14 protein-coding genes are annotated in these 12,718 nt (G+C 70.0%); 10 read left to right on the forward strand and 4 right to left on the reverse strand.

Annotated features, from left to right (window positions below; all coding sequences use genetic code 11):
* The first annotated feature begins 5 nt into the window (after positions 1–5).
* The 4 genes from ACYQR9_RS16945 (at position 6) to chrA (ending at position 3,355) form a co-directional block, all read left to right on the forward strand.
* A complete protein-coding gene (locus tag ACYQR9_RS16945) occupies positions 6–533 on the forward strand; it encodes an urease accessory protein UreE (RefSeq protein WP_461229826.1) in 528 nt (175 codons plus the stop codon).
* A gap of 94 nt (positions 534–627) precedes the next feature.
* Entirely contained in the window at positions 628–1,302 is a 675-nt protein-coding gene (locus ACYQR9_RS16950; protein WP_461227486.1) for an urease accessory protein UreF, read from the forward strand.
* A gap of 11 nt (positions 1,303–1,313) precedes the next feature.
* On the forward strand, positions 1,314–1,943 hold the full coding sequence (gene ureG, locus ACYQR9_RS16955; RefSeq protein WP_056256188.1) for an urease accessory protein UreG: 630 nt from the start codon (positions 1,314–1,316) through the stop codon (positions 1,941–1,943).
* A 197-nt stretch (positions 1,944–2,140) separates the two neighbouring features.
* Entirely contained in the window at positions 2,141–3,355 is a 1,215-nt protein-coding gene (gene chrA, locus ACYQR9_RS16960; protein WP_461227487.1) for a chromate efflux transporter, read from the forward strand.
* A 68-nt stretch (positions 3,356–3,423) separates the two neighbouring features.
* On the opposite strand, the gene ACYQR9_RS16965 is transcribed toward chrA, so the two are convergent.
* Together ACYQR9_RS16965 and ACYQR9_RS16970 are read right to left on the reverse strand one after the other, a co-directional pair.
* A complete protein-coding gene (locus ACYQR9_RS16965; RefSeq protein WP_056425620.1) occupies positions 3,424–3,807 on the reverse strand; it encodes a hypothetical protein in 384 nt (127 codons plus the stop codon).
* A complete protein-coding gene (locus ACYQR9_RS16970; RefSeq protein WP_246747829.1) occupies positions 3,804–4,721 on the reverse strand; it encodes a hypothetical protein in 918 nt (305 codons plus the stop codon). Before ACYQR9_RS16970 ends, ACYQR9_RS16965 begins: the two co-directional genes overlap by 4 nt.
* A gap of 244 nt (positions 4,722–4,965) precedes the next feature.
* On the opposite strand from ACYQR9_RS16970, the gene ACYQR9_RS16975 reads away from it, so the two are divergent.
* The 3 genes from ACYQR9_RS16975 (at position 4,966) to ACYQR9_RS16985 (ending at position 6,812) form a co-directional block, all read left to right on the forward strand.
* Complete coding sequence (locus tag ACYQR9_RS16975; protein WP_056425610.1) at positions 4,966–5,553, forward strand: nitroreductase family protein; 588 nt, start codon at positions 4,966–4,968, stop codon at positions 5,551–5,553.
* Positions 5,554–5,561: 8 nt separating this feature from the next.
* Positions 5,562–6,173, forward strand: a complete 612-nt coding sequence (locus tag ACYQR9_RS16980) for a flavin reductase family protein (protein WP_461227488.1) — start codon at positions 5,562–5,564, stop codon at positions 6,171–6,173.
* A gap of 180 nt (positions 6,174–6,353) precedes the next feature.
* On the forward strand, positions 6,354–6,812 hold the full coding sequence (locus ACYQR9_RS16985) for a hypothetical protein (protein ID WP_461227489.1): 459 nt from the start codon (positions 6,354–6,356) through the stop codon (positions 6,810–6,812).
* 48 nt (positions 6,813–6,860) lie between these two features.
* Here the strand turns inward: ACYQR9_RS16985 and ACYQR9_RS16990 are convergent, their stop codons facing one another.
* Positions 6,861–7,541 carry an aldolase/citrate lyase family protein gene (locus tag ACYQR9_RS16990; RefSeq protein WP_461227490.1) on the reverse strand — a complete coding sequence of 227 codons (681 nt, stop codon included), beginning with the start codon at positions 7,539–7,541 and terminating at the stop codon, positions 6,861–6,863.
* A gap of 52 nt (positions 7,542–7,593) precedes the next feature.
* On the reverse strand, positions 7,594–8,511 hold the full coding sequence (locus ACYQR9_RS16995) for a LysR substrate-binding domain-containing protein (RefSeq protein WP_207411198.1): 918 nt from the start codon (positions 8,509–8,511) through the stop codon (positions 7,594–7,596).
* 99 nt (positions 8,512–8,610) lie between these two features.
* Between ACYQR9_RS16995 and ACYQR9_RS17000 the strand changes: the two genes are divergently transcribed.
* The 3 genes from ACYQR9_RS17000 (at position 8,611) to ACYQR9_RS17010 (ending at position 12,658) form a co-directional block, all read left to right on the forward strand.
* Positions 8,611–9,780: an MFS transporter gene (locus ACYQR9_RS17000; protein WP_461227491.1), complete on the forward strand. Its 1,170-nt coding sequence runs from the start codon at positions 8,611–8,613 to the stop codon at positions 9,778–9,780.
* A gap of 116 nt (positions 9,781–9,896) precedes the next feature.
* Positions 9,897–11,036 (forward strand): lytic transglycosylase domain-containing protein, encoded by a 1,140-nt coding sequence (locus tag ACYQR9_RS17005; RefSeq protein ID WP_461227492.1) that lies wholly within the window; start codon positions 9,897–9,899, stop codon positions 11,034–11,036.
* Positions 11,033–12,658, forward strand: a complete 1,626-nt coding sequence (locus ACYQR9_RS17010; RefSeq protein WP_461227493.1) for a DUF2336 domain-containing protein — start codon at positions 11,033–11,035, stop codon at positions 12,656–12,658. Before ACYQR9_RS17005 ends, ACYQR9_RS17010 begins: the two co-directional genes overlap by 4 nt.
* Positions 12,659–12,718: the final 60 nt, after the last annotated feature.

The following is a 12,718-nucleotide window of genomic DNA, read 5'->3' on the forward strand; positions in this document are numbered from 1 at the left end:
CTTCCCTGATCCGCGCCACGAAAGTGATCCGCCGAGACGCGCTCTCCGGCGAGATCGTCGACCGCATCGTCCTCGACCATGGTGACCGGCATCGCCGCCGCATGGCCATGCGCGGGATCGGCGGACTGTCCTTCCTGCTCGACCTGCCCGAGCCTACGGTCCTCGACGACGGCGACGCCCTGGTGCTGCAGGATGGCCGCCTCGTCTGGGTCGAGGCCGCGCCCGAGCGCTTGCTCGAGATCCGGGCCGCCGACGACCTCGCCCTCAAGCGCCTGATCTGGCACATCGGCAACCGGCACATCCCGGCCGAGATCGGCGCGGACGCGGTCCATATCGCCTACGACCACGTGCTGGCCGAGATGGTGCGGGGTTTAGGGGGAACGGCCGAGCCGGTGGAGCGTCCGTTCAGGCCCGAGGGCGGGGCCTATGCCGGCGAGGCTGCCGGGCACCACCACGGGCATGGCCATGCCCACGAACACGATCATGCTCACGACCACCCTCATCCGCACAGCCACGGCACGGTGTCCGGTTGAGCCTCGTCCTCTGCCCCCATCCTCTGCCCCATGGGCCGCTGGCGGTTCGGGCTTCCAGGGAAGGGCGCCCGGTACGATGAGGGGCGAACCCTCGATGATCGACACCGTTCGGCTCATGGCCTGGCTCTCGCCGGGCTATCCGGTCGGGGCCTATGCGTATTCGCATGGGCTCGAATGGGCCGTGGAATGCGGCGATGTCGGCGGCGAGGCCTCGCTGCTGGCATGGCTCGGCGACGTGCTCGAACGGGGCGCTGTGCGAAACGACCTGATTCTTCTGGCCCATTCCCATGCCGCCGCCGAGGCGGGGGACGTCCCGGTGCTGATGGAGGTCAACGACCTCGCCGTCGCCCTGGCGCCCACGCGCGAACTCCACCTCGAGACGACCCAGCAAGGCCGCAGCTTCCTCGACGCCACCCGCGCCGCCTGGGGGCTGCCGGAACTCGATCGGTTGAGCGAGGCGTTGCCCGGCTCCGTCGCCTATCCGGTGGCGGTCGGGCTCTCGGCCGGCGCCCATCGCATGGCGCTCGCCCCGGTGCTCGCCGGGTTCGGCCTCGCCTTCCTGCAGAACCTCGTCTCGGCGGCGCTGCGCTGCGCCCCCATCGGCCAGAGCGCCGGCACGCGGGTGATCGCGTCCCTCACCCCTCGGGTGGCGGGTTTGGCCGCAACCATCCCGCCCCTGAGCCTGGACGAGATCGGCAGCGCGACACTGCGCCTCGATCTCGGCTCGGCCCGGCACGAGACCCAGTATTCTCGGATCTTCCGCTCGTGAAAGACCCCGTCATGACCTCACTGAACGGCCACTCACCGAACGGCCCCTTGCGCGTCGGCATCGGCGGCCCTGTCGGCTCCGGCAAGACCGCCCTGATGGAACAGCTCTGCAAGCGCTTCCGCGATCGCTTCGAGATCTGCGCCATCACCAACGACATCTACACCAAGGAGGATGCCCGTATCCTCACCGTGGCCGGCGCCTTGCCCGAGGAGCGGATCATGGGCGTCGAGACCGGCGGCTGCCCGCATACGGCGATCCGCGAGGACGCCTCGATCAACCTCGCGGCCGTGGCCGAGATGCGCCGACGCTTCCCGAAGCTCGACCTGATCCTGATCGAATCCGGCGGCGACAACCTCGCGGCGACCTTCTCGCCGGAACTCGCCGACCTCACCCTCTACGTCATCGATGTCGCCGGCGGCGAGAAGATCCCACGCAAGGGCGGCCCCGGCATCACCCGGTCCGATCTCCTCATCGTCAACAAGACCGACCTCGCCCCCATGGTCGGCGCCGATCTCGGGGTGATGGAGGCGGATACCCGGCGCATGCGGGGCACGCGGCCCTACGTGTTCTCCTCCCTGCGCGAGGGGCACGGCGCCGACACGGTGGCCCGCTTCATCGTCGAGGCCGGCGGACTGGGATAGGTTCCGGGAGTCATCCCACCCACGACCTCATCCTGAGGCGGCGCAGCGCAGCGGAGCCCTCGAAGGAGGTGTCCAGGGAGCGCCAGTCAGGCTGGAGCCCTTCTTCGAGGCCGCTTCGCGGCACCTCAGGATGAGGAATTCGGGTAGGAAGACGTCGTGGGAGCGAGCCCGCCCCCGTCCCCTCGAGGTCCTCCCACGTGACGACACCCCTTTTCGCCCGCGAGGGTTCCGTGCGGGAAGTCTTCCTCGCCTTCCTCAAGCTCGGGCTCACCGCCTTCGGCGGCCCGATCGCCCATCTCGGCTACTTTCGCGAGGAGTTCGTGCACCGTCGGTGCTGGCTCGACGAGGCAGCCTATGCGGATCTCGTGGCCCTGTGCCAGTTCCTGCCCGGCCCGGCATCGAGCCAGGTCGGGTTTTCCCTCGGCCTGATGCGGGGAGGGGGATTGGCCGGTGGGTTGGCGGCCTGGACCGCCTTCACCCTGCCCTCGGCGCTCCTTCTCGTGGCCTTCGCCTATGGCGCCGGTGCCCTCGGCGGCCCGGTCGGATCGGGCCTCGTCCACGGGCTGAAGCTCGTCGCCGTGGCGGTGGTGGCGCAGGCGGTCTGGGGCATGGGCCGCAGCCTCGCGCCCGATGTCACCCGCGCGTCCATCGCCTTTTCCGCCCTCTGCCTCGTCACGGCACTCGCTGGATCGGCGGGGCAGGTCGTTGCCATCGCGGCGGGAGCCATGGCCGGCCTCGTCCTGTGCCGGCAGGCGGCCGGAGTGCCGGGCCAGCCGCTCCGCTTCCCGGTCTCGCGCCGGGCCGGCACGGTGGCCCTCCTCCTGTTCGGCCTGTTCCTCGTTCTACCTTCGCTCCTGGCCGAAGTTCTGGCCTCGCAGGGGCTCGCCATGTTCGATGCGTTCTACCGCGCGGGCGCCCTCGTCTTCGGCGGAGGCCATGTGGTGCTGCCGCTCCTGCGCACGGCTCTGGTCGAGACCGGCTGGATCGGCCCGGACGCGTTCCTGGCCGGCTACGGCGCGGCCCAGGCCGTGCCGGGGCCGCTTTTCACCGTCGCGGCCTATCTCGGCGCTGCCCTCGGGCCTGAGCCGAACGGTCTGGCCGGGGCCGTCATCGCCCTGGTTGCGGTCTTCCTGCCGGGCCTGCTCCTGGTCTACGGCGCGCTGCCGTTCTGGGATGCGTTCCGCGCGAAGCCTTTGGCGCAGGCGGCCATGCGGGGCGCCAACGCGGCAGTGGTCGGGATCCTCGCCGCTGCCCTCTACGATCCGCTCTGGACCGGCGCCGTCCTCGGCCCGCGCGATTTCGCCCTCGCCGCCGGCGCGTTCCTGCTCCTGACGGTCGGCGCGGCCCCGCCCTGGATCGTCGTCGTGCTGACGGCCGCCTCGGGGGCCGGCTTCGCGGTTCTCGGAGGCTGAGGTTCAGGCCCCCTCCGTCCCATCCGATTGATTTCAGGATAAGTCCGCAGGAGGGGGCCGAGAAAAAGTCATCCCTCGCAATTCGCGGCGAGCAGCGCCAGAATGCGCTGGAAACCCTGATACTGCGCCATGCTGGACGGGTGCCGGATTTCCGCCGCGTCGGGGAGAATGCCGGCAAATCCCGATCCGGTATCGGCGACGAAGGGGCGCGGGCCGACATGGACGCCCATCCGGTTGGTCACGTCGACCTCGCCGCAGACGGCGCCCGCCTTGCCCGGTCGCAGCCGGGAATAGCGTGCCTCGGCCGGGCTCTTGAGCCCCTTGCCCAGCAGCGCCGTCGTGGCGGCGGCGACCTCCGCTCCCACCGTCGCGTCGGACCCGTCGGTGATGGTCTGCGCCGTGGCGGGCACGGCGGCGAGAAGGACGACGGACACGCAGACGGTCCGGATCATGACGCCTTCGCCACCACTTCGATATCGCGGTCCATCCCGCTCTCGACCTTGAACTCGCGGGTGTAGACCTGCCCGTCATGGCGGGCGATGAGGACGTAGTCCCCCTCGGCCAGGGTCACCTGCGGGAAGGCGCCGATCGCTTCGCGGATCGTGTCGCCGCCCGGCGTCAGGACGCTGAAGGCGGTGCCGGCGAAGGCCTCTGCCCCGGGCGCGGCCACGAGCTTGAGGGTCACCGTGGCGGCCCGGTGGTTGAGGGTGGCGTCGGTGACCTTGCCGTTCTCCACCTTGAGGTCGGCACGCTGGATCGCGTTCGATTCCCCATAGTTCGAGACCACGTGGTAGGTCCCCTCCGGCAGGCGGATCAACTCGCCCGCCTTCACGCCGCTGCGCACGAGGCGCCCTTCCGAATTGGTGCCGATGGGCACGAAGACCGAGAAGGCGAGTTCGGCGGGGGCGATCTTCATGTCGCCGATGGCACCAGAGAGCTTGAGCGCCCCCGCGGTGATCGTCAGGCGGTCGCTGAGTGCCGCGCCCGCCATGGTGATGCGCTTCGAGGCGCTGGCGAAGCCGTAGGTGACGGTGGCGACGTAGGTGCCGGGTGCCAGGGTGAAGCTCGGATCCGCCGCCTCGGACCGCGCGACGATGTTCGGCCGCACCCCGTCGGACCGGTCCTCGTAGATGCGCCAGGCGAGGCCGGACCGTACAGGCTGGTTGCTGCCCGCGAACAGGGCGGTGAGGGCGAGCGGTGCCTCGCCCTCGACAGGTGGGCTCGGCAATTGCGGTCCCGTGATCGAGGGGGAGGGCAGGGCCGGACCGTTGCGACCGCCGAACGGGTCGCGCTCCTGCGCCTGCGCCGGAAACGCCGCCATCGCCATGGCTCCCGTCACCGCGAGCGCGCGCATTACCGGTCCCATCCGCTATCTCCTTCACGGGGCCACCATGCACGGGGCGGCCATGCATGTCGGCGATTGCCAAGCTGCGGACCGCACGGCATGTTTTCGCTTGTCGACCGTCACCGTGCCGAATGCGACATCCCGCTTTGTATCCGGACCGTGGCGGCTCCAAGGCCGAAGCTTCCTATCGATCGCCGAAGCGGCTCGCCTCAGACCAGCCGCCCGGCGGTGCCCCCACGTTCCTCATTCGCCCCGAACAGGTTCCATGGACACCATATCCGACATTCCGCGGAACGACACGATCGACCTCCTTCGCGTCCGCCGTTCGGTTCCGCCGGTCAATCTCGAGGGCCCGGGTCCGAACACCGAGGAGCTCGATGCGATTCTCACCATCGCGTCCCGCGTACCGGACCACGGCAAGCTCAGCCCCTGGCGCTTCCTGGTGATCGAGGGCGATGCCCGCCTGCGCGTGGGTGAGACCATCGCGGACGCCTATGCGGCGGACCACCCGGAGGCCGATCCGAAGCGCCTTGATCTGGAGCGCCACCGCCTCGCCCATGCCCCCCTCGTGGTCGCGGTCGTCTCCAGCGCCGCCCCCCATGTGAAGATCCCGGAATGGGAGCAGGTGCTGTCGGCCGGTGCCGTGTGCATGAACCTCGTCGTCGCGGCCAATGCCGCGGGCTTCGCCACTGCCTGGCTGACCGAGTGGTTCGCCTATGACCGCCGCATTCTCGACGTCCTCGGCCTCGATCCGCGCGAGAAACTCGCGGGCTTCATCCATCTCGGCCGTGCCCGCGAGGTTCCGGGCGATCGCCCGAGACCGGCCCTGGCCGACATTGTCACCCGGATCTGAGCCGCGCCATGCATTACGATTCCGAGAACCGCACCCTGCCGCACAACCCGCTGAAGGCCCTGGTCGCCCCCCGGCCCATCGGCTGGATCAGCGCGATGAACAAGCAGGGCCACGTCAACCTCTCCCCCTATTCCTACTTCAACGCCGTCGCCACCGGTCCCGACATGGTGATGTTCTCGTCCTCAGGCCGAAAGGATGCGATGACCTTCGCGGAGGAGGGCGGGGAGTTCGTCTGCAACTTCGCCACCTACGATCTGCGCGACGCTATGAATGCCACCTCGGCCCCCCTCGCCCGGGGCGACAGCGAGTTCGTGGCGGCCGGGCTGACTCCGGTGCCATCGCGCAAGGTGCGTCCGCCACGGGTCGCCGAGTCCCCCGCCGCCTTGGAATGCCGGTGGCTCCAAACCGTGCCCCTGACACCTCTCGACGGCAGCGAAGCCAACCACTTCCTGGTGATCGGGCAGGTTGTGTCGATCTATGTCGACGATGCCTTCATCAAGGACGGCCGGGTCGATACCGGCGCCATGCATCCTCTCATGCGGGGAGGATATTTCGATTATTTCAGTGTTACCGACGAAGCGCGTTTCGAGTTGAAGCGTCCGCCCGGAGCAGGTCAGTAGCCTCGGTTCGGCCAGTCTCCCACCAACGGCGCAAGCTGAGCCATGACGAGAGTGGCCGGGGTCTGCTTCGTGTCAAAGTGGGAACCAAGATGAGGGGCAAAGCCTTAATGGGCCGAGCCGTCGTTCGGCGACTCCTTTCCGCGAAACGCCTGAGGGGGCGCTCGCACAGGTAGTCATATCATGTTCCTCAAGTTCACCGCACCGCTTCTGCTGGCTGCTACTCTCGCGACGCCGGCTCTGGCGCAAACGACGACCCGGCCGCCGACCATGCTGATCCATGGCAATTACTGCGGGCCCGGCAACAACGCCCCACTCCCGCCCATCGACGCCCTCGATGCGGCCTGTGCCCGGCACGACGCCTGCACGCCGGATGGCGGGCTGCCCAGCAAGGCCTGCAACCTGCGCCTTCAGCGCGAGGCCGAAGTCATCTCCCGGAGCCCGCGCCAGCCGGACGACATCCGCTCCCTCGCCGGTCTGATCTCAGTGGGCGCTTCGATGATGCTGGCGGATACGGGCTCACGCTCCACCCCCGACGTAACGGCCGTCCCCGTCAGCCACGACATCGTCTCGCCCGAAGCGCAGCGTGATCCGACCGCTCGGACCCTGCCGGCGGATGAGGACGGCGAAGCCGCCGAATAGGCTGGCCCCGACGCTCTCGAACAATGAAGCGCCTCCTTCCCGGCACCGTCAGCCATCCGTGGACGGTGCCGGGAAGCGACCGTCGAAAGTCGTGACGAATCTGGCCTGATCCGGTTCGAGAACGAGCTTCGCTTCGAATCCATCGCTCCACGCAGCATCGACCTCGTCTGCGAAGTCGACCCCCGGCGGGCATGCCGCGTCGATCGCGGCGACCCTCGCTGCGGCGGCGGCGAGGCGAATGAGAGAGCGGACCTGAGCGAGGGGCGGTCTCAGCGCGCCGCCGCGATCACGGGTGGTGAGCGCCCCGATCTCGGCCCTGATGGCCTGGGCGTCCCAGGCGATACCGGCGAGACGCCCACTCGAATCCGCAAGGGTATGCGAGGCCAGGGCGCCTCGCGCCGTCTCGATGAGAGCGAGGATCTGCGTCGACCCGTCGGCCAACCCATGTATCGCCTCCTCGACGGCGAGTTGCGCACCGAGGCGCATGACATCTCGGACGCCTTCGCAGCGGGACAGCAGGATGCCGTGCGGCGCCATGGCCATCATCGCCGGGAGGTCACGTTCCAGCTCGCCCGAGCGTAGGTAGATCAGCGGTGCGCTCTGCTTGCGGTCGAGGAAGTAATCCGGTGATGCGAGGCCGGTGACATCCACGATCAGCGCATGCGCGCCGCTCGCTATCGCCGTCGCGATGGCCCCTGAATCCCCAGGAACGATCAGGAATGCGCGCATGACGGCCTCTCCCGTATTCCGGCGCGGGACGTCCGATCGCTGCCGATCACCTTCATGAAACCGGTCCCTGGCTGCGGCCCATGCGCTCGGCGAGGAAATCCACCAGGACCCGGATGCGGGCGGGCATCGCCGGGCCGCCAACGAACACCGCATGGATCGCCTCGCGATCCTGAGGATTGTATGCCTCCAGAAGCGGCACGAGGCGGCCCGCCGCGAGATCCTCCGAGATATGGAAGGTGCCGACACGGGTGACGCCGATGCCCTGCAGGGCGAGTTGCACCAGGGTCTCGCCGTTATTCGCCGCGATGTTGCCGCGCACCGCCAGGAGGTGGTCGCGCCCGTCTTCGCGGAACGGCCAGCCCGGCTCGATCCGGCGGAAGTTGAAGTCGAGGCAATTATGGCCGGCTAGATCTCCCGGAACCCGTGGCGTGCCGGCGCGGGCGAGATAGGCGGGTGAGGCCACGACCATGCGCCCGGTCTCGCCGAGGCGCCGGGCGGTAAGGGGGCTGTCCGCCAGCGGCCCAAACCGGATCGCCAGATCGGCCCGCCCGCCGATCACGTCCGCGACCTCGTCGCTGAGGTCGATCTCCACCACGATCCCCGGATGGCGGGCGACGAAATCGCCGATGAGGGGAACCACCACACGCCTGCCATGGGCCATCGAAGCGCTGACGCGGACCCGGCCGCGCGGGCAGCCCTGGTCGGCGATCTGCGCTTCGGTCTCGTCGAGATCGGCGAGGATCCGCCGCGCCGCCCGGGCATAGGTCTCGCCCTCGGCGGTGAGGTGCAGGGAGCGCGTGGTACGCACGAGGAGCCGGACGCCGAGCCGGGATTCGATGCGTGCCACCACCCGGCTCACGGCCGAGGGGGTAAGGCCGAACCGGCGCGCGGCCGCCGACAGGCTACCCTCCTGAGCCACGGCGAGGAAGACCGCCATGTCTCCGGCCCGGTCGACCTTGTCGCGCAGCATTGATGCCTCCGGCGCACGGATGTTGGTCCCAGCGCGATACTACCAGGGAGAAGCGGTATCCGCCATGTGCTGTTCCGGAACAGACGGAAAGTACGAATCATGAGACTCAACCTTCCCCTGCTGGCGCTGTCGACCGGTGCCTTCGGCATCGGCGTCACCGAATTCACGCCGATGGGCATGCTGCCGCTGATAGCGAACGACCTGCAGGTCTCGATCCCGGCGGCGGGTCTCGTCGTCAGCGCTTATGCGATGGGCGTGCTCATCGGTGCACCGTTGATGACGCTGGCCTTTGCCCGGATGCAGCGCCGCCGCCTGCTCGTCGGATTGATGGGCATCTTCACTCTCGGCAACCTCCTCTCGGCGGTGGCCGACAGCTATACGATGTTGATCGTCGCCCGCCTCGTCACGTCCCTGAACCATGGCGCGTTCTTCGGGGTCGGGGCGGTGGTGGCGGCGGGCATCGTGCCGCCCGAGCGCCGCGCCGCTGCCGTCGCCGCGATGTTCTCGGGGCTCACCATCGCCGCCATCGGCGGCGTGCCGCTGGCGGCCTGGGTCGGGGAGATGCTGGGCTGGCGCGCGGCTTTCTGGGGCATCGCCGCGGTGGGAGCCGTGGCCATGCTGTCGCTGCGCCTGGCTCTGCCGCCCCTCGAGGCCGAGGCCGGTGGCGACATGCGGGCCGAACTCCGCGTCCTGATGCGGGGGCCGGTGCTCGCTGGCCTCGCCCTCACCGTGCTCGGTGCGAGCGCGATGTTCACGGTGTTCACCTACATCGTGCCGATCCTGCGGATCGAGACGGGAGCCGCGACGCCGTTCGTGACGGCGATGCTGGTGCTCTACGGAATCGGCCTCACCGTGGGCAACTGGGCCGGCGGGCGCTTCGCCGATCGCTCGGTGGACGGCACACTCGTGGCCTCCCTGGCCGGCTTGGTGGCGGTGTTGGTCCTTTTCGCCTGGGGCATGCGCTGGGAGATCCCGGCCGCCATCCTGATCTTCCTCTGGGGCGTCGCCAGCTTCGCCCTGGTGCCGCCGCTGCAGATGCGGGTGATGGAGAGGGCACAGGACGCGCCCAACCTCGCCTCGGCCATGAATGTCGGCGCATTCAACCTCGGCAACGCCATCGGTGCCGCCCTCGGCGGAGGCGTGATCGATGCGGGCCTCGGCTATCCGGCCGTCCCCCTCGCCGGGGCTGCCATGGCCGCTGCCGGCCTCGCGATGCTGGTGGCCCTGCGCCGGGGGCGGCGCGGGTTGGCGGAACCCGTATCGTCCTGAAACTTATACAGGTTCGGGACGGCGCGAGTGGCGGTTCCTTTAACCTTTATTTACCATAACCGGAACAGATTAAGGCTTAGGCCGACATCGTCAGGTCCGCCTGCAGCCGGACGGTCATGTTCCTCTTCACGACGCCCCCCGCCAGCACTCGCGAGACCGGCCTCGGCCGGGACGCGGGCACGCGGAACGGGGCGACCACGGGAACGGCCGCCGGATCGGCTTCGGCGGGCGTGGTCGATGCGATCCGCAGCGGCGCGCGCAGCACCGGCACCGAATTCGACTACCTTCTCGCCACGGCCAAGCGCGAATCCTCCCTCGACCCGTCGGCCAAGGCCGCCACGTCCTCGGCCACCGGGCTGTTCCAATTCATCGAACAGACCTGGCTCGGGACGATGAAGAATGCGGGGCCGAAGCTCGGCCTCTCGGCCTATGCCGACGCCATCACCGCCCGGCCCAACGGCACCTATGCGGTCGAGGACGCCACCACTCGCCAGACCATCCTGGATCTGCGCCGTGACCCTGCGGTGGCCGCCACCATGGCGGGCGCCCTGACCCAGCGCAACGGCGAGGCGCTCACCGCCGCCCTCGGGCGCGAGCCGACCGGCGGCGATCTCTACGCCGCCCATGTTCTCGGCGCACGGGGGGCGGCGACGCTGATCGGCACCGCCCAGGCGAGTCCGGCGCGCGCCGCCGCCCTCGACATGCCGGAGGCGGCCGCCGCCAACAGGAGCCTGTTCTACGACAAGACCGGCCGCCCTCGCGGCGCCGCCGAACTCTACGCGCTCCTCTCCGCCAGCCAATCCGCGTCGCGGCCCGCCCCCACGGCCCTGACGGGTGCCGCAGCCGAGCCGGCCTCCACCACCGATCCCGTCTCCGCCTATGCGGCCATCGATGGCGGCGGATTGCGGGCCCTGTTCCAGACCGACAAGCGCCAGGGGGCGATGTCCGAGGGGGTCGCCCGCCTCTGGCAGGGCAGGGCCACGTCACCGTCGCCGGAGCCGACGCGCAGCGCGCCGACCTATTTCCCGCGCTCGGACGGGACGGGAGAGACGGCCTCCGTGACGGCCGCAATCCCCGCGGAGCCGGCGAAGGTCGTGGCGACGGCCTCGCCCACCGCCGCCACGGCCACCGCCCTCGTCGGCGCACCGCTGCCCCCGCGCCGGCCCGCCGAGTTCACTGCCGCCGCCCGGTCGGCCGGACCCTTCGCCTCCAAACCTCTCGATCTCTCACTCTTCGCGACCCGGAGCGGTCAATGATCATCCGCCAATTCCTGTCCTGGACCCGTGACGCTTCCATCGACCGTCGCGCGGAGGCCGCGGCGGCGCTGACCCGGGCCTATCTCTATGGCGGGCTCGATGCCGGGGCGGCGCGCGACGCGCAATCGGCGATCCTGGCGCTTCTCGACGATCCGGCCCTCGCCGTGCGTCGGGCCCTGGCGCAGGCCTGCGCCGGTTGCGCGACTGCACCCCGCTCGCTGGTCGTGGCTTTGGCGGGCGACCATCCCGACATCGCCGCCCTTGTGCTACGGCGCTCCTCCGTCCTGACCGATGCGGATCTCGTGGACGGCATCGCCGTCGGCTGCGAGACCACCCGCACCGCCATCGCCGGCCGGCTCGGCCTCTCCCACGCGGTGGCCGGCGCCATGGCCGAGATCGGCGGCGTCCCTTCGCTCACCACCCTCGTGCGCAACCGCAGCGCCCGCATCACCACCGGCAGTCTGCTGCGCATGGTGGAGCGGCACGGCGGCGATGCCGGCCTCAGGAACGCCCTGACGCTACGGGCCGACCTGCCCCTCGAAGTGCGGCAGGCCGTCACCGCCCGTGTGGCGGCATCGCTCTCGGCCTTCGCCATCGCCTCGGGCTGGCTCACCCCTGCTCGTGGGGAGCGGGCGAGCCGCGAGGCCCTGGAGCGCAGCACCCTGGAGGTGAGCGCCGGTGCCGACGGGGCGGATCTCGCGCGCCTCGTGAGCCATCTCCGCATCCGGGGACAGCTCAATGCCGGCCTGATCCTGCGGGCGATCCTGTCGGGCCGCATGGCCTTCGCGGAGGCGGCGCTGTCCGATCTCACCGGCCTGAAGGCCGACCGCGTGGCTGGGCTGATGCACGACCCTTCCGCCTCGGGTTTCGCCGCCCTCCACCGCCGCGCCGGATTGCCGCCCGTCCTGCTGCCCGCCTTCGCCGCCGCGCTCTCGGCCTGGCGCGAGGCCGGTTTCCAGGCCGAGCCGGGCCAAGCCAAAACCAGCCAAGCCAAAACCAGCCAAGCCAAGCCCGGCAATGCCAGCCTGTCGCGCCGGATGATCGAACGCGCGCTCACCGCCTGCGAGACCATGCCGCTCGCCGAGGCGCAGAGCGTCATGGCTCTTCTCGCCCGCTACGAAGCCGAGGCCGCCCGCGAGGAGGCCCGCGTCACCGCCAAGGCCATGGAGGAGAAGGAGAGCCGGGAGACCCGGACACGAATGCAGATCCTCGACGCTGAATGGCGCCTGGCGCAGCAGCTCGTCTCTCCCCGGCCGGCCCAACCCGCACCGCTGGCCCTCCAGCCCGTCCGCATCGACGCCGTCACCATCGAGCAGGGGCAGGCGATGGAATCCGTGCTCGATGCCCTGTCCGACGGGCTCAGGGCGAGTGTGCGCGAGGCGAGGGCGCAGGTCCGCCCGCTCGCCGCCGCGCCGATCGATCTGACTGGCCACGACCTCGTGACGATCGACGTGCCCTCCATCGTCGTGTCCCAGCCGGAATTCGACATCGCACCCGACCCCGTGCGGATCGAAATCGGCGTATCGCCGACCCACGAAGCCGATGCGATCCTGGATGCGATCCCCGGCGCCCTGATCGCCAGCTACCGCGCCGACCGCGACCGAATGCGTTTGGCAGCCTGACCTGACGGGGTGCGACCGGCCTCCGCCGGCCGTCGCTCCTTCGCCCTCATCCGGCTATGA

The sequence above is a fragment of the Methylobacterium sp. CM6241 genome, assembly GCF_054817845.1.